The following is a 16,148-nucleotide window of genomic DNA, read 5'->3' as shown; positions in this document are numbered from 1 at the left end:
CGAGGAAATCATCATGAAGAAATTCGTGCACCGGGGACAGGTCACCAAGGTGGTCTTCGGCAGCGGTACACGCAGCCGGATTCCCGAAGAGGCCGATGCTCTCGGATGCCGCCGGGTACTCATCCTGTGCACACCCGACCAGGCGGACCAGGCCGCACAGACCGGCGAACTGCTGGGTGCGGCAGCTGCGGGAACCTTCGCCGAGGCGGCCCCGCACACCCCCGTCGAGGTCACTGAGAAGGCGGTCGCGTACGCCCGGTCCGTGGGAGCCGACGCGGTGCTCGCGATCGGCGGCGGCTCGACCATCGGCCTGGGCAAGGCGATCACCGTCCGGACCGGCCTTCCTCAGCTGGCACTGCCCACCACGTACGCCGGCTCGGAGATGACGCCGATCCTCGGAGAGACCGAAGGCCGCAGGAAGACGACCCGGCGGCTACCGGAAGTGCTACTCAGGACGGTGGTGTACGACGTCGACCTGACGCTCACCCTGCCGGCAGCGACATCGGTGGTCAGCGGCATCAACGCCATGGCACACGCCGTGGAGGCGCTCTACGCACAGGACCGGGACCCGGTCGCCTTTCTGATGGCGGGTGAAGCGATCGACGCCCTCGCCCGGTCCCTTCCCCTCGTCGCGCGGCATCCGGACGACACGGAGGCACGGGCCGACGCGTTGTACGGCGCGTGGCTGGCGGGCACGTGTCTGGGCACGGTGGGCATGGCCCTGCATCACAAGGTGTGCCATGTGCTGGGCGGCACATTCGGGCTCCCGCACGCCGAAACCCACGCAGCCGTCCTGCCGCACGTCATCGCCTACAACGCCCCGGCAGCCGGTGAGGCCATGGCACGCATTGCACAGGCACTGCCGGGGGACGACCCCGCGAACGCCCTGTACGACCTCACCGGGCGCCTCGGCGCGCCCAGGGCGCTGCGGGACCTCGGCATGCCCGAATCGGGGATCGACCAGGCGGCCGAACTCGTCGTGCGGGACGGCTACTGGAATCCGCGTCCCGTGGACCGGAGCGCCGTCCGCGCCTTCCTGACCCGGGCCTGGGCCGGCGAGACGCCGTGGACGTCACCGGACCGCCCGCACTCCCGGACCGACTCCGTCACCGAACACTCATTCACCACAGGAGCCCGCCATGCGTGATCTGACCAGCGACACCATCACCGGAGCCGTGATCTCGACCATGCGGGACACCAAGAACCCCCGGCTCGCGGAGATCCTGGAATCTCTGGTGCGACACCTCCACGCCTTCGTCCGCGAGGTCGAACCGACGGAGGAGGAGTGGGCCCAGGGAGTGGACTTCCTGACGCGCACCGGGCAGATGTGCACGCCGACGCGCCAGGAATTCATCCTGCTGTCCGACGTGCTGGGCGTCACCATGCTGGTCGACGCCCTGGGCAATCAGCGCCCCGCCGAAGCCACCCAGAACAGTGTCCTGGGCCCCTACTTCAGGGAGGACAGGCCGCAGCACACCGACGGCGCCGACATCTCCGAAGGCCTGCCCGGCACACCGCTGTTCTTCGAGGGACGGGTCGTGAACGGAGAGGGAGTGGCGGTGGCCGGCGCCGCGGTGGACGTCTGGCACAGCGATGCGGACGGCCACTACGACATGGAGGTGCCCGGGCAGGTCGACCCGGCCATGCGCGCGCTGTTCCGAACCGACGAGACGGGACACTTCGGCTTCCGCTCCATCCGCCCGTCCAGTTACCCGATCCCCGGTGACGGCCCGGTCGGCGAACTCATGAGCGCGACCGGCAGGTCGCTCATGCGCCCCGCCCATGTGCACCTGCTGATCGAGGCCCCGGGATACCAGCGGGTGACCACCATGCTCTTCCCCTCCGACGACGCGTACCTGGACACGGATCCGGTTTTCGGGGTCAAGGAGTCGCTGCTGGAGGCCTACGACACGTACGCGCCCGAAGACGGTCCCTGCCGGGGCCTGACCGATGTGCCGTACACCCTGCTGCGCCACACCTTCGTCCTCGAACCGCTTGCCACGGCCTGAACTCCTCGCCGCAGCCGCAGCCGCAGCCGCAGTCGCAGACCGCACCCGGCAGACCGACACCCTTCCCGACTCTCACGGAGGTCCCGATGACTGAAATCCTCGACAGGGCGGTCGATTTCCGAGCCACGATGAGCCGGCTTGCCACGGGGGTGAGCGTGATCACCACACGCTCCGGAAGCACGCGCATCGGCATGACCGCGAGCGCCGTGTCCGCCCTCTCCCTGGACCCGGTTCAGCTGCTCGTATGCATCGGCAACCACCTGTACACGCGGACCGCGATCGCCGAGCACGGCCGCTTCGCGGTCAATGTGCTCGGCGAGGACAGCGAGCCACTGGCGCGGAACTTCGCCGTCTCCCAACCCGACAAGTTCTCGGGCGTCGAGACCGTCGACGACCACGGCGTGCCGGTCCTCAAGGACGCCATCGCGGCCGTCGTGTGCGATGTGGCCGAGGCGCTTCCCGGCGGTGATCACACCATCTTCGTGGGTGACGTCCGCTATTGCTCACACCAGGCGGACAGCCGGCCGCTGCTCCACTTCGCCGGCGGCTTCGGCACGCTCAGGGCTGCGCTCTAGCCCCGGCAACCCTCCGAAGGGAGCGCTGCGGGCCCTGTGACCGGCCCGCCACCAACCCCCGACGGCCGGCTCGCGCGAGGCGAGCCACGGCCGTCGGGGGCTCCGCTCGTCCCGACCACCCCACGGAAAGTGCCATGACCAGCTCCGTGCCAGCCTTCAAGCTCCGCCCTCCGGCCCAGCCCCCGCATCTCCTGCCCCGCCCGCGTCTGCTGCGCCGGCTGGACGTGGCGACCGAGCCCGTGGTGGTCGTCTCCGCGCCGGCCGGTGCCGGAAAGACCGTACTGCTGACCGAGTGGTCGCAGAGCCCTGCGGCTCGCGGCCGGTGCGCCTGGCTCAGCCTGGACGCCCATGACAACGCCCCCGACCGGCTCTGGGCGGGCATCCTGGGGGCCTTGCGCCACGCACGACCCGATCTGCCCGCTCACCTCGACGACGGCGAGTGGAGGGGCGACGGATGGCTTGAGGAGATCCTGCCGAATCTGGTGACCGGGCTGGGCGCGGCGGGACCGCTCACACTGATCCTCGACGGACTGGAATCCATCACGGACGCCGACGCGATGCGTACCCTGGCGGACTTCCTGACCAGACTTCCCCACGGCTTCCGCATCGTGCTGACGACACGGCACATCCCCGGAAGCCCCCTTCCGACGCTGCGCGCCCGGGGCCTGATCACCGAACTCGACCAGCGCGACCTGGCCTTCACCCCCGAGGAGGCCAGGGCAGTGCTCACCGGACTGCTCGGATCCGCTCCGACCCAAGAGACCTCGGCCGCTCTGTACGAGGCCACCGAGGGATGGGCAGCGGGGCTGTGCCTCATGGGGCGCACCCTGGCGCGTTCGGCGAACGAGGCCGACACCGAGCGGTACCTGGCCCGCGGCAGGCAAGCGGTCACCGAGTACCTGGCCACCGAGGTCCTCCATCAGCTCACCACCGAACAGCGCAGGTTCCTGCTGTGCACCAGCGTGCTCGACGAATTGAGCGTCGGGCCGTGTCAGGCCCTCGCCGGAGACCGGGCGGGCGTTCTGCTGCGCGAGCTCGCACGGACCGTACAACTCCTCGTGCCCCTCGCCGCCGAGCCGTCGACATACCGGCATCACCGGGCACTGTTGTCGCTGCTGTCCGACGTCCTCGAGGCCGAAGCCTCGCACATCGTCGACTCCCTGCACCGGTCCGCGGCCCAGTGGTACGCCCGCCAGGGGCACACGACCGCGGCCGTACGACACTGGATGCTGGGCGGCGACGAGTCCGCGGCCGTCGCGACCGTCCTGGAAGGCTGGGAGAAGGCACTCTCGGCGGGCCGCGGCGAGCAGGTCTCGCAGTGGCTGGACCTGCTGCCGTCCCGCACGGTGGCCGGCGACGCCAGATTGTGCGTCGTGGCGGCGATGGCGGCGCTCTCGGCGGGCGCCCCGGAAACGGCCCGGCGCTGGCTGGATGTGGCCCGGCTGAGGCAGACGGGGCGGCAGACCGTCGGCGAGGGCAGCACGGTGTCCGATGCGGCAGCCGTCGCTCAGGCGGTGGCGTGCTGTCTGCTGGGGGAGGTCCTGACGGCCGACCGTCTCGGCGAGTCCGCCGTCGGCGGCACCCTTCCGCTGACTGCCTGGCGGGCGCTGGCCGGTACGGCCCGTGGCGCCGCTCTCCTGTGGACCCGCAGGTACGAGGAGGCGGAGGCGCTGCTGGGCGAGGCGACCCGCGACGCGTATGCCGCCGGGCACGGTCTGGCACTCGTCCGTGCGCTGGGTCTGCGAACCGTGTGCGCGCTCCTGGCCGGACGGCACGAGTCAGCACGCATCATGAGCGACGAGGCACTCGACGAGGTCGCGACGCTCGGCCTGGACCGGCACTTCGTCTCTGTTCCCGCGAACATCGGCCGGGCCGGGCTCCTCCTCGAAGAAGGACTCGTAAACGAGGCGGAACGCGTACTGGCCGACGCGGAAGCGGTGCTGGCGGGCTCGCCCCGGACGGAGAGCGAACCCCACATGCGTGCGTTGTGGCACTTCACGCGGTCACAGCTGGAGAGCGCACGGGGCGACACCGACGCGGCCCGAAAGTCCCGGGAGGCCGCCCAACGAGCGGCGGCCAGGTGCGAGTCGCCCGGAATACTGACGGACCTGCTCGGCCGGTCCGGCGAGGAGACTGTGGTGCTCCCGGCCGCCCCCCGCCCCCAGGACCTGTCGCTCGGCGAGCGCCGAGTGCTGCGTGCGCTCTGCGGCACACTGACGCTGCGTGAGATCGCCTCCGAACTCTATGTGTCCCACAACACCGTCAAGACACAGGTACGCGCCATCTTCCGCAAGCTCGACGCACACGACAGAGGGGAGGCGGTCGCCAGGGCCCGGCAGTGCGGTGTGCTGTGACACGGGCCCTGGTGTCCTGCTCCTGGACGCCCTGCTCCTAGGCGTCCTGGCGTGAGGCGTCCTGGCGTCGGGCGTAGTTCGCCTGGGCCTGGTAAGCGGACTCCTCCTCGCTCACGCTCTCGATACCGCAGACCTTGCGCGCGAGGTCGGCCATGGCGCCGTTCGGGGACATCTCGGCGCGCTTCATCGTGAGGGTGCGGATCGCCAGCAGGGGGGTGCCGTTGAAGTTCTCGAAGACGCTGATGCGGTCGCCCCAGTCGGACAGGAACATGTCGCGGATCACCCGGCTGATCTTCAGCCGGTCGTGCGGCCTGCCGACCGGTCCGGTCTGCAGCGCCTCGAGCCACGGCCGCAGTTCGGGTTGCTGCCACTGCCCCTCGGTGGGGTAGATGAGCGCGGCCCGGCCGGCCAGGTCGATGAGCTCGTGCACCATCTCACCGATGTGCTCGATGTAGTACGCCCGCCCGAAGTCGAACATCAGGACGTTCGGCTTGAAGATGCCGCCGGGCGTGAAGAACCCCTGGTCCTCCGAACCGACCACATGCGCCTTCAGCGACTGGTGGAAGCCCGCGAAGCGTGCGATCCGGGCCTGGACCGGCGGCAACTGGTAGGTGCCGATGTGCTCCGTGATCAGCAGGGCCAGGCCGAGCATCAGCTCGGCCTTGACCATCGCACGCACCAGCGAGTGGTAGTGCAGCCAGTCGAAGACGCGCTGCGGATACAGTGACGCGTGCTGCGGGTTGCCGATGTGGAAGACGCGGTTCCAGGGGATGAGCACGTCCTCGAACACGATGATGCTGTCCAGCTCGTCGCCCTGAGCGGCGAGCGGGTGCTCCACCTCCTCGCCGTCGCGGACGTTGCTCTCGCGGCAGACGATGGTGACTCCGGGGGTGTTCGGCTTCACCGCCCCGTAGATGATCTGTTCGGCGACGATGCCGGGACGATAGAAGACCCCTATGTGGATCCAGTCCCCGAAGGCCGCGCCGGTGCTGATCGCCTTCACGCCCCGCACGGTGATGCCCTCGTCCGAGGTGCCGACCACCCGCAGGGCGGGGGACTCGGCCTGCGCGGAGTCGCGCGAGCGGTCCGCCTGCGGGTCGACGAAGGCCGGCGGCGCGTTGAGGTCGCCGTCGCGCATCACCCGGTAGAAGTCGAGCATCCCCGCGGTGAGGTCCCTCCCGTGGGTCCCGACGGACTGGCTGCTCCAGGGCTCTGGGTCGTCGACGTAGGTCAGCAGGACGTAGTTGTTGACATCCGGTGTACGCGGGATCGCCCCGCCGCCCAGTTCGCGCTGCACCGTCTCCAGGTAGTTCCTCTTGCGCCGCAGGTCGTCCTTGGAACGGTGCTGGAACCAGGTCATGGACCGCCGCACACCGTCCTCGTCCACGAACGTCATGACGTCCTGGAGTTCCGGGCGGTGGTGAAGGTCGTAGAAGGCCGCGATGCTCCGGGCGTATGCCCGCGTCTTCGGGTGCGTGGCCACGTTGTCGACGAGGTCGTCTCCCACCCACACCTTGCGGCCGTCGTTCAACGCCGCCAGGTACTCCTTGCCTGTACGCATGTCGTGCTCCTCTCCGGGGGACAGCGATCTGGATGGCACGGAGCATGCGTCGCGACAGGGTGAGCCGACGGTGGCGGAGTCGCTTTCACCCGGGTGAAAGCGGCGGTCACGGCGGAACTGACGTTGAGGGCGGATGAGCCCTGCGCCATGCTGGGCCCCATGCACAGCACAGACCCCACCGGCGACGGGGCCGAGGGGCACGGGAACCAGGTCATGACGGGGCTGCGCCTGCGGGGACGGGACCGCGAGGTCACGGCTGCCCGTGAGGCGCTGGACGTGGTGCGTGGCGGACGCGGCGCCTGTGTCGTCGTGGAGGGCACGGCCGGTGTCGGCAAGACCCGGTTCCTCGCGGAGCTGGACCGAATGGCACGGCGGTCCGGATTCGATGTGGTCTCGGTACGGGCCGACGAGCTCGACCAGTACGCGGCAGGAGCCGCCCTGCAGTCCGCCCTGCAGTCCTCCGGCGGTTCCCACCCAGCCGTCGCGGCCGCCGGCGACCAGCGGCTCTGGCTGCTGGACAGCATCACGGACGCTCTGGAGGACCGGGCTCAGCGCGCCCCGGTGGCCGTGTTCGTGGACGACGCGCAGTGGGCGGATCCCGCCACGCTCTTCGTGCTGCGCACCCTGCCGGGACGACTGGCCGCCTCGCGGATCCTGTGGGTGCTGGCGGTACGGTCGGACACCGAGCGGCCGATCGTGTCCAGGGTCCGGGAGGACCTGGAACGCCTTGGAGCCCGATGGCTGACCCTCGGCCCCCTGCCGCAGCAGGATCTGCAGCACATCGCGGCCGATGTCCTCGGGGCGACGCCGCCACCCGGACTGGCCAGGCTGCTGCGGGGCGTCGCGGGCAATCCCTTCCTGGCCATCGAACTGGTACGCGCCTTCGGCGACACGGACGCCGGCAGGATGGAGGCGGGCGAGGCGAGCCTGCTGCACGACGGCATCCCCGTCAGCTTCCGACGCAGTGTCGCCGCGCGCGTGGAGCGACTCCCCGAAGACGCCGTGCGCCTGCTCCAGATCGGATCCGTCCTCGGCCGCGAATTCGACCTCGGCACGGCCGCCCGGATGCTGGGCAGGCAGGTCGGCAGCCTGCTGTCGGGCGTCGAAGCCGCTCTGAACGCCGGTCTGCTCTCGGCCGACGGCCCGCGGCTGGCCTTCCGCCACGACCTCGCACGGCAGGCGGTCCACGACGACCTGCCCCTGGCCGTGCGGACTGCCCTGCACCGGGAGGCGGCCGAGAGCCTGCGCGGCACGGGAGCACGGCCGGCGGAGGTGGCCTGGCACGTCGTCATGTCGGGCGGTCCGGTCGACGACGACGCCGTGACCACCATGACCACCGCCGTACGGGACATGTCGTCGTCGGCTCCCGACGCGGCGGCGGATCTGGCCCAGCGGGTCGCCGGCCTGCTGCCCCCGCACGACGGACGCCGCATCGCCCTGCTGACCGACGCCGCCGAGTACCTCGGCCACACCCGGCGGGTGCACGAGGCGCTCGACCTGGTCGACGCCACGTTGCCGGAGGGTCTTGAGCCCCTGCAGGAGGCCCGGCTGCGTCTGGTGGCCGCCGAGATCCACCAGGCATCGGGTGACGACGCCGCCGCGATGACGCACCTCCAGAAGGCCCTCGACCTGCCCGGGCTGCCGTCCGAACTGCGGGTCCGGCTGCTGAAGACCAAGGCCACGGGCCACGTCTACCTGGGGGACGTGACCGCTGCCGAGCAGACCGGGACCGGGCTGGTCGAGGCCTCGTACCACAGCGACGATCCGGCCGTCGTCGTCAGCGCCATGGTGTTCCAGTCACAGGCGGACTTCTACCGCGGGCACCTGGACAGCGCCCTCGAACTCGCCGAGGAGGCCACCCGGTGCGCCGGCACCCAGCCCGCCGCGCTCTACCTGCACCCTCCGCGGATTCCGGCCCTGTGGCTGGCCACCGTGCTGACGGTCACCGACCGGCTCGCCGACACCGAGCGGACCCTGCGGGAGGGACAGCGCGAAGCGGAGGCGCTGGGCCTTGGCTGGTCACTGCCCCAGTGGCACGCCGCCCGTGCCTGCGCACTCCTCGAACAGGGAGCCCTGGACGACGCGGCCGTGGAGGCCGAGGCAAGTCTGATGGTGGCGGACGAACTCGAGGTCACGCCGGTGAATCCGCAGGCCCGTTCCGTACTGGCACTGGTGGAGATCAGACGCGGTGACCTCGCCAAGGCCAGAGACCATCTCCGCGCGGCCGAGACCGGTTCCGGCACCAATGCCCAGCGGTACGGTCCCTGGGTGTCCCTCTCGCGCGCCTGTCTGGCGGACGCCGAGGGCGAGGACGGCGAGGCGGCGGCGGCACTCGAAGCGAGCTTCGCACGGCATGAGCCGACCCGGCTGCTTGCGCTCGCTCCGTCTCACTGGGCGACGATCGTGCGCATCGCCCTCAGGGGCGAGGACCGTTCGCTCGGCCAGGTCGTGTCCGGCGCACTGCGCAACCTGATCGCACAGAACGAGACCCGGCAGATCATCGGGGCGGTCCGCGCCCATGTGGACGGCCTGCTCGACCGCGACCCCCGTGCGCTGGAGACCGCCGTGACCGGCTACCGGAGCACTGGCAGGCCGCTGGCCCTGGCGGCGGCCTGCGAGGACCTCGGCGAGCTCATGGCGGCATCGGCCGATACGACGCAGGCGATCCCGTACTTCGAAGAGGCGGGCCGCCTGGCGTCGGCCTCGGGAGCCGGCCGCGATCAGGAACGGATCAGGCGGCGTCTTCGCCGGCTCGGCGTGCGCACCGCCCCCGTGCGGAGTTCCTCGGACAGCCCCCAGGGGTGGGGGGACCTGACCGAATCCGAGCAGAAACTGATTCCGCTCGTCGTCGAGGGGCTCACCAACCGGGCCATCGCGGACCGGCTCTATGTGTCCGTGCACACCGTCAACACCCATATGAAGCACATCTTCGCCAAGCTTGGCATCAACTCGCGGGTCGAGCTGACCCGGCTGGCGATCGAGCGGGGCATCGGCGCCGCCAACGACTGAGCCGCGCACCGAGCGCAGGGCAGGGCAGCAGGGATCCCCTGGATGGGTGATGCCCGGCTCGGGCATCACCCGTGATGCTGAACGCAAGGGCGTGGCCCGCACGAGCCGGGGGGACCGATCGACCGTTCTCCCTCCTGGGGACTCGCCGGCCAGGAAAGCACTCGCGAAGGAGCATCGGCGTGACCAGGTGGTCCTCCATGTCGCAGGGGCACGGCCGACCGCGGCACGGAGTGGCCGGGTCTCCTTCCCCCACGGGCCGGGAGAGCGGATACCGCAGCCGGCTCCCGCGGCCGTGTCCGCGAGCGCGGCCCCTCACGGGTACACGCTGGCGCTGTGGGCCGCCACCGCGGTCATGTCCTCCGGGCGCGGGACCCCGGGGACGGGCGAAGTGCTGGCGCTCCTCGCCGGTGCGACCTTCGCCTTCGTCCCGTTGGCCGCTGTCGCCTACGGCGGTGCCCTGATGCCGCCGGACGGGACCGCCGGGACCGGCACGGCACGGGCGAGGATCCCGATCGGCTCGCTCCACCAGTACCAACCGAACAAAGATGCGATCCTTGTCGAGCTGGTGACCCGGCATCCGGAGACGGGGATGGCCGCCGCTCAGCGCCGTACGGACGAAACGCTGCCCGAGTCACTCGAAGAGGTCATCCGCGGGGTCGTACGCACCTCGATCGGCAACCACCTCTGCGACCCTCAGCTGCTGCGTGTCCTGGCCGAACAGGCTCCGCGATCCCCGGAGCTGCTGGAAGCGGTCGCCCGGAACAAGCGGGAACGGGTCGCCTGCATCCGGGGGTTGCCCGGGATCCACCCCGAAGTCCGCGTCGAGGACACCTATGTCGCCGCCCGGCCTTTCGTGTCCACTGCCGAGTTTCTGGTCCACCAACTCATCGCCGAACCCAACCCGGTCGACATCACGCGTCTCGAGAACGAACTGGTCGCGATGCTCACGCGCTACCTCACGACGGCGCCGCCCGGAAGCTGATGGAGGCGGTCTCTCCACTCGGTCGGACATCTGCGTTGCGGAGCGAATCGCCTGTCCGGCCGATGCGGTGCCCACGTCCGAGGGCCACGTCTGTCCGATGGACACCGAATCACCAGGTTGCGCGATGCCCTTGATGCATCCCCGTCCAACACTTGTCGTGTTACCGCATCGCTGATGCAAGGAGAAAAGCAATGGAAAAGCTCGTACGGCGCATCGCGACGGCGGCTGTTTCACTCGCACTGGCCGGAGGTGCACTCCTCACCGCAGGGGGTTTCGCGACGGCGGCAGCCCTTCCTGTCGGTGCGGCCGTCCCCGCAAGAGCAGGGGTCTCTGCGGAGACGGAGACCGCCGGCTGGAGCCAAGTGCGATCCGACGGACACAGGAGCGACGTCTGTCGTCATCACGCGAGCTCCCCGGACAGGCACGGCATCAGCCGACACGTATACGACCGTTACGACCCATGGATCATCGACCAGTTGGTCGGGTTCGGGTACGTCAGCTGACGCGGGAGCCCTGCGTCGTCTGCCGCCATGCCTCGGCTCAGATGGCGGGGCACGGACCCAGACCCTCGTCCGCTATGCCGCGTATACCAGGAAAGATGTGCGTCCCACCCATGATCAGAACTGCCGTGATCCGATTCATCGGAGCCCTCGCAATCGCCTTTGTTGCCATGGCGTTTACCGTCTCTCCCTGGTGGTGGCCGGCCGCCGTGTTGTGCGCGGTGACAGGCGGAGTCGGCATTCATGACCTGCTCCAAAGGCGTCATTCGATCCTGCGCAACTATCCGATACTGGGGCATATCCGCTTCATGCTGGAGTCGATCCGGCCGGAGTTGCAGCAGTATTTCATTGAACGCAACTACGACGGCCGCCCATTCGACCGGGATGTGCGCAGTCTCGTGTACCAGCGCGCCAAGGGAGGCGCAGCGGAGTTGCCGTTCGGAACCGAGCGGAACGTCTACGCCGAGGGTTACGAGTATTTCGAGACCTCGATCAGTCCGTTCCCGGTGGGAGTGGAGGAGCCCCGGGTCCGCATCGGCGGCCCGGACTGCACGCAGCCCTACGACATGTCCTTGCTCAACGTCTCTGCGATGAGTTTCGGTTCGCTGTCCGCCAACGCCGTCCTCGCCCTGAACCGGGGTGCCGCCCTGGGAGGCTTCGCCCACGACACCGGCGAGGGCGGCCTGTCGGAGTACCACCTGCGCCACGGTGGTGACCTGGTGTGGGAGATCGGCACCGGATACTTCGGCTGCCGCACCGCGGACGGGCATTTCGACCGGGCGAGGTTCGCCGAAAAAGCCGCACACGATCACGTGAAATGCGTGTCACTCAAGCTGTCTCAGGGAGCCAAGCCCGGCATCGGAGGGGTGCTGCCCGGAGAAAAGGTCACCGCCGAGATCGCCCGCGTGCGCGAGGTCCCCGAAGGGCGGACCGTCATCTCGCCCCCCTATCACCAGACCTTCGGGACACCCCGGGAACTGATCCGGTTCATCGCCGAGCTGCGTGAGCTGGCCGGGGGCAAGCCCGTCGGCTTCAAACTGTGCGTGGGCTCTCGGCGTGAGTTCCTGGCGGTGTGCAAGGCCATGATCGAAGAGGGCGTCACGCCGGACTTCATCATCGTGGACGGAGCGGAGGGCGGCACCGGAGCGGCGCCGCTGGAGTTCGCCGACCACCTCGGCACTCCACTCACCGAGGGGCTCATCACCGTCCACAACGCCCTGCTCGGCGCCGGCCTGCGGCATCGCATCAAGATCGGCGCCAGTGGCAAGGTGGCCACGGGAGCCGACATAGTCAAGCGCCTGGTGCAGGGGGCGGACTTCACCAATGCTGCACGCGCCATGATGTTCGCCATCGGCTGTATTCAGGCGCAGAGCTGCCACACCAACGCCTGCCCCGTCGGTGTCGCCACACAGGATCCGCGCCGCGCTCGCGCGTTGAACGTCGACGACAAGTCGGCCCGGGTCCACCGCTTTCATTCCGCCACCGTCAAGAGCGCACAGCAGATCATCGCGTCGCTGGGTGTGAGCGAACCCACCGATCTGCGCCCGCACATGCTGCGCCGGCGCGTGGACCCCGTCACTGTTCGGTCCTACGCGGAGCTCTACGACTGGCTGGTCCCAGGGCAGTTGCTGATCGAGCCGCCAGAGTCCTGGGCGGCTGACTGGAAGACCGCCGATCCCGACCGCTTCGACGCGTGACAAGCCCCGCCGCTGTACGAGGAGCCTCGCCTCGTCCGTGGTGTCCGCAAGGGCCTTGTCCTGTGGGCATACTCAGACCGGCGTCGACAGCGGCGTGTCAATTCCCCCAGGCCGTCCGGCCCGAGGCGTGCATCGGCGAACCGGGTGGTGTTGGCAGTTGCTACTCCACAGGAGTCAGGAGTGTCGGCACGATGAACGCTACGCCCACGGTTCGGGGCCTCACGCCGGGTGAATCCGAGACACCCTCTTCGTACCGCCCGCGCACCCGGGAGTGCGCCGCCTCAGATTTCGACTCTCCGAAAAATGAATCGACCCATGAGGCATCCGAGCACGGATTGGAACCCTGGCTTTCGGCGTGGCTGGCAACCGGTCATGAGAACCATCGCGACATGAAGTGAGGACCGTCTGTCCATCGTTGGAGCCGAGGAACCGGCAATGAGTGACACCGCCCTGTGGCTGATCGGATTCCGCTACCACGTTGCCCCCGGTCGCACAGCCCGCTGCTACTACCTGGTCGACAACGCCCAAGACCGACAACAAGCCCGGCGGATCGCCGCTGACCGGGCCGAGACACCCGCCGAACGGGGAAAGCGGAATTACGTCGTTCTTGACCAGGGGTGGGCCGAACCGCGTTGCCTGCACCGTGACTCCATCGGCAGATGGGACCTTGAGCCCGCAGAGGCCGCCCTGTCGTGATCCATGTGTCACCGGAGCGCGGCGAGTACGCTGCGGTAGAGGACATCCTCGGCGCGGTGCCAGGACCAGCCGCTCTCGACCACCAGGGTGGTTTTCCAGGGACGTACTCTCAGGTACTCAGCTTCGCTCCCGCCTGAGCTCAGCGGTACCACGCGCGGTGTTCGGCTCGGGCCACCAGGCCGCGTCCGAGATCGGGGTCGCCGGTGAGCCGGTGAGCCGGGGGACAACGTCGGTGACCACGGAGAGCTCGCCTCTTTCGATCGCCTGGTACCACGAGATCCAGGTCTCGATCTGTTGCCCGCTCATGCCCAGTCGGAATCGCCGTGCGAAGGCTTCCTCAAGGGTTTCGGTCTCGAAGCGGTAGGGCCGGCCGGTGGCCGCGGCGATCCGGCTGACCGCTTCGTCGAGGGTCAGGGCCTCGGGCCCGGTGATCTCCAGGGTCGCGCCGTCGTGTTCGGAGCGGGGACCCTCGTCGAGGGCGACCGCTGTGATCACGTCGGCGATGTCCTCGTGGGTGACGAAGGCCGCCCGGCCGGTCGTCACGGGGCCGCTCACGACGAATGCCTCATCGGCGAGGGCGGCAGGCGTCGACGTGTAGAAGCCCGCCCGGAGCACTGTGTGGCGGATCCCGGCCCCTGCCAGGAACTGTTCGGTCAGCCACTGGTCGCGGGCGTTGAGGTAGGTGGCAGTGGGCGCCGCGCTGACGAGGGACACATACAGGACCCGGTCCACACCGGCCGCGATCGCGGCCTCGACCGCGGTGGAGTGTTCCTCCAACCGGCGTCCTGTGCGGTGTCCGGAGACCAGGATGAGGGTCGACGCGCCCTCGAGCGCCTGGCGCATGGCCGAGGCGTCGGCGTAGGCGGCCGGACCGCGTCGCTGGGCGCCTGGCAGTTTGGGCATGAGGTCGGGACTGCGTCCGACGAGGAGTTGAGGGACGCCATGGCCGGCGAGTCGGGCCGCGATCCGGCTGCCGAGCGCTCCGGTCACCCCGGTGACCGCCACCATGGCGTGGTTCGTCTCAGACATATGTTTCCTCCATCCGGTACCGCCGCCGGTCACAGCACTCCTGTTTTCGCTTGTGTCCGGCAAAGAGAGCGACGCATTCGGCGGCATCCTCGGCTGTGCGATGGCAGCGTGGTCCACCGCCACGCCGGGCGCGGCGATTCTCCGGCGCCCCGAGATCGTCGCGGTCTGCGTCGAGCAGGGCGCATCAACCTCGTCGGCGCCTGCTCAGGATCCGTGTCTCGCCTGGCTGAGATCGAGGCGTTGGGTGGCAGCGCGGGCCGACGTCCCGTTGCGCCGGTCGCGCATGGAGAAGTCGGCCCGGACAGCCACACCGGACTGCAGCAGCTTCTGGTGGACCAGCGGATCTCGGCCGGGGCACGAGACCACCACGCTGATGTATCCCTCGGGCAGACCGGTCACGGCATACTCGCCCCGCGCGTTCGTCGTGGTCCGCACCAGCTGCCTGCCGCCGGTGTCCATGACGGTCACCGCGGCATGGCGGACGGGCTGCTGTTCGCCGTCGCGGACGACACCCTCCAGCATCGGCAACAGCTCACCGAAGTGATGCGCATGGACCGGAAGCGCGGTAGGTGCGGGCGCCTCCACGACAGGGTCCTCCACCGGCGGTTCCGGAATGTCCTCCTGCTCGACCTCCGCTCCCCGCCGCACGGCCATGCGATGGTGCCGCCACGCGTCGAGGCTCAGCAGGGCCGTACCCGCGGTGATCCACGCGCACAGCACGAGGACCGGCTTGAGCACTCCCGCATCGTCGAAGTACAGGACTCCCCTCAGGCCGTCGACCGCGTTGCCCAGCGGCATGACGGCGTGCAGGCCCTGGAAGAACCTCGGCAGCAGCTGGACGGGGACGAGGCCGCTGGAGGGCACGCTCAGCACGACGTACAGACCCAGCCCCACCAGCGGGAAGAAGTGCTTGACGAAAGGCGCCATACCGAGGGAGAACGTGGCCACCGCCGTGGTGAGCAGAAAGGCGATCGCCAGGGCCGCGGGGTCGTCGGGGAAGAAGCCCAGCCCCACGCCGACGTAGAAACCCACGACGCTGAAGAGGGCAGCAACGCCCACGACCGTCATCAGTTTCCTGCGCCGGTTGAAGGTCACCGCCCGCAGCAGGGTTGTGGCGAGTATGTAGCCGGGGACGTTCCAGGCGATTCCGAAGTACACCAGGGTCGTGCCCGACCCGTCCTTGCTCACCGTGGGTGCCACGTCCGTGACCGTGAGCCTCTGGTGGTTGTGTGCCGCGAGCTGGGTGAAGCCCTTGGTCAGTGCCTGCTCGAGGGTCACCCCGTTGGCCTTGGCCACGTACAGGTCAGCATGTCTGCCCTTCGCGGCGAAGCCTGCCACCGCGTCCCGGTCCAGTACCGCCTGGCGGGCCTTTTGGGCGTCTGCCACGGCGGTGACGTCGAAGCCACCGGGATGCTGCCGCTGCAGAGCGGTGTCGACCTTGCGTTCCGTCGCGAGATCGGCGACCACGAGCTTCGCGTGGTCGGGCTGAGGCTGGTGAAAGGCCATGGGGAAGCAGAACAGCAGGCCGAGGAAGAGTATCGCCGGGATGGAGACGGCCTCAGCCAGGACTCTGGCCAAGGACATGCCCCGAGGATGCTCGATCCGGTGCTTCACGGGGCCACCCCTCGGAGGCCGCGGCGGGCCGCACCCCAGTGCCCTCGGGGCACCCGGCCGACCGGATGCCCGAGACCTCCTCGCCGGTGCCGGTGGTCCTGCACTATTCGTGGTCCGGCCGG

Annotated in this window: 11 protein-coding genes; 8 read left to right on the top strand and 3 right to left on the bottom strand. The window is 69.4% G+C overall.

The genetic code is table 11. From position 1 onward, the window contains the following. Positions 1–13: 13 nt before the first annotated feature. The 4 genes from EDD90_RS07410 to EDD90_RS07395 all read left to right on the top strand — a co-directional run bounded on the left by EDD90_RS07410 (position 14) and on the right by EDD90_RS07395 (position 4,938). Complete coding sequence (locus EDD90_RS07410) at positions 14–1,147, top strand: maleylacetate reductase (RefSeq protein ID WP_123972331.1); 1,134 nt, start codon at positions 14–16, stop codon at positions 1,145–1,147. After that, positions 1,140–2,009, top strand: coding sequence for a dioxygenase (locus EDD90_RS07405; RefSeq protein ID WP_123972330.1), 870 nt, complete (start codon positions 1,140–1,142; stop codon positions 2,007–2,009). The genes EDD90_RS07410 and EDD90_RS07405 overlap by 8 nt, the downstream gene beginning before the upstream one ends. 86 nt (positions 2,010–2,095) lie before the next feature. Beyond that, the gene (locus tag EDD90_RS07400) at positions 2,096–2,584 is read left to right on the top strand and encodes a flavin reductase family protein (protein ID WP_123972329.1); all 489 of its coding nucleotides are present in this window, start codon (positions 2,096–2,098) and stop codon (positions 2,582–2,584) included. A 134-nt stretch (positions 2,585–2,718) separates the two neighbouring features. After that, positions 2,719–4,938, top strand: a complete 2,220-nt coding sequence (locus tag EDD90_RS07395; RefSeq protein WP_221305073.1) for a LuxR C-terminal-related transcriptional regulator — start codon at positions 2,719–2,721, stop codon at positions 4,936–4,938. Positions 4,939–4,975: 37 nt separating this feature from the next. Here the strand turns inward: EDD90_RS07395 and EDD90_RS07390 are convergent, their stop codons facing one another. Beyond that, positions 4,976–6,499 carry a 4-hydroxyphenylacetate 3-hydroxylase family protein gene (locus EDD90_RS07390; protein ID WP_123972328.1) on the bottom strand — a complete coding sequence of 508 codons (1,524 nt, stop codon included), beginning with the start codon at positions 6,497–6,499 and terminating at the stop codon, positions 4,976–4,978. A gap of 159 nt (positions 6,500–6,658) precedes the next feature. Here EDD90_RS07390 and EDD90_RS07385 point away from each other — a divergent pair, with 159 nt between their 5' ends. The 4 genes from EDD90_RS07385 to EDD90_RS07370 all read left to right on the top strand — a co-directional run bounded on the left by EDD90_RS07385 (position 6,659) and on the right by EDD90_RS07370 (position 13,383). Continuing rightward, on the top strand, positions 6,659–9,508 hold the full coding sequence (locus EDD90_RS07385) for a helix-turn-helix transcriptional regulator (RefSeq protein WP_185148969.1): 2,850 nt from the start codon (positions 6,659–6,661) through the stop codon (positions 9,506–9,508). A gap of 292 nt (positions 9,509–9,800) precedes the next feature. Continuing rightward, complete coding sequence (locus EDD90_RS07380; RefSeq protein ID WP_123972326.1) at positions 9,801–10,490, top strand: TetR/AcrR family transcriptional regulator; 690 nt, start codon at positions 9,801–9,803, stop codon at positions 10,488–10,490. 670 nt (positions 10,491–11,160) lie between these two features. Continuing rightward, positions 11,161–12,687: an FMN-binding glutamate synthase family protein gene (locus EDD90_RS07375; RefSeq protein WP_398928466.1), complete on the top strand. Its 1,527-nt coding sequence runs from the start codon at positions 11,161–11,163 to the stop codon at positions 12,685–12,687. Positions 12,688–13,122: 435 nt separating this feature from the next. Continuing rightward, positions 13,123–13,383: a hypothetical protein gene (locus EDD90_RS07370; RefSeq protein ID WP_123972324.1), complete on the top strand. Its 261-nt coding sequence runs from the start codon at positions 13,123–13,125 to the stop codon at positions 13,381–13,383. Between the two features lie 117 nt (positions 13,384–13,500). Here EDD90_RS07370 and EDD90_RS07365 read toward each other — a convergent pair whose 3' ends face one another. Together EDD90_RS07365 and EDD90_RS07360 are read right to left on the bottom strand one after the other, a co-directional pair. Continuing rightward, entirely contained in the window at positions 13,501–14,412 is a 912-nt protein-coding gene (locus tag EDD90_RS07365; RefSeq protein ID WP_123972323.1) for an NAD(P)H-binding protein, read from the bottom strand. Between the two features lie 204 nt (positions 14,413–14,616). Further along, positions 14,617–15,996 (bottom strand): carboxypeptidase regulatory-like domain-containing protein, encoded by a 1,380-nt coding sequence (locus EDD90_RS07360; RefSeq protein WP_260327692.1) that lies wholly within the window; start codon positions 15,994–15,996, stop codon positions 14,617–14,619. Positions 15,997–16,148 lie beyond the last annotated feature (152 nt).

The sequence above is a fragment of the Streptomyces sp. Ag109_O5-1 genome (assembly GCF_003814875.1).
GTDB classification, from domain to species: domain Bacteria; phylum Actinomycetota; class Actinomycetes; order Streptomycetales; family Streptomycetaceae; genus Streptomyces; species Streptomyces sasae.
Note: the sequence above shows the minus strand (reverse complement) of the source record. Positions and strands in the feature narration are given on the sequence as shown.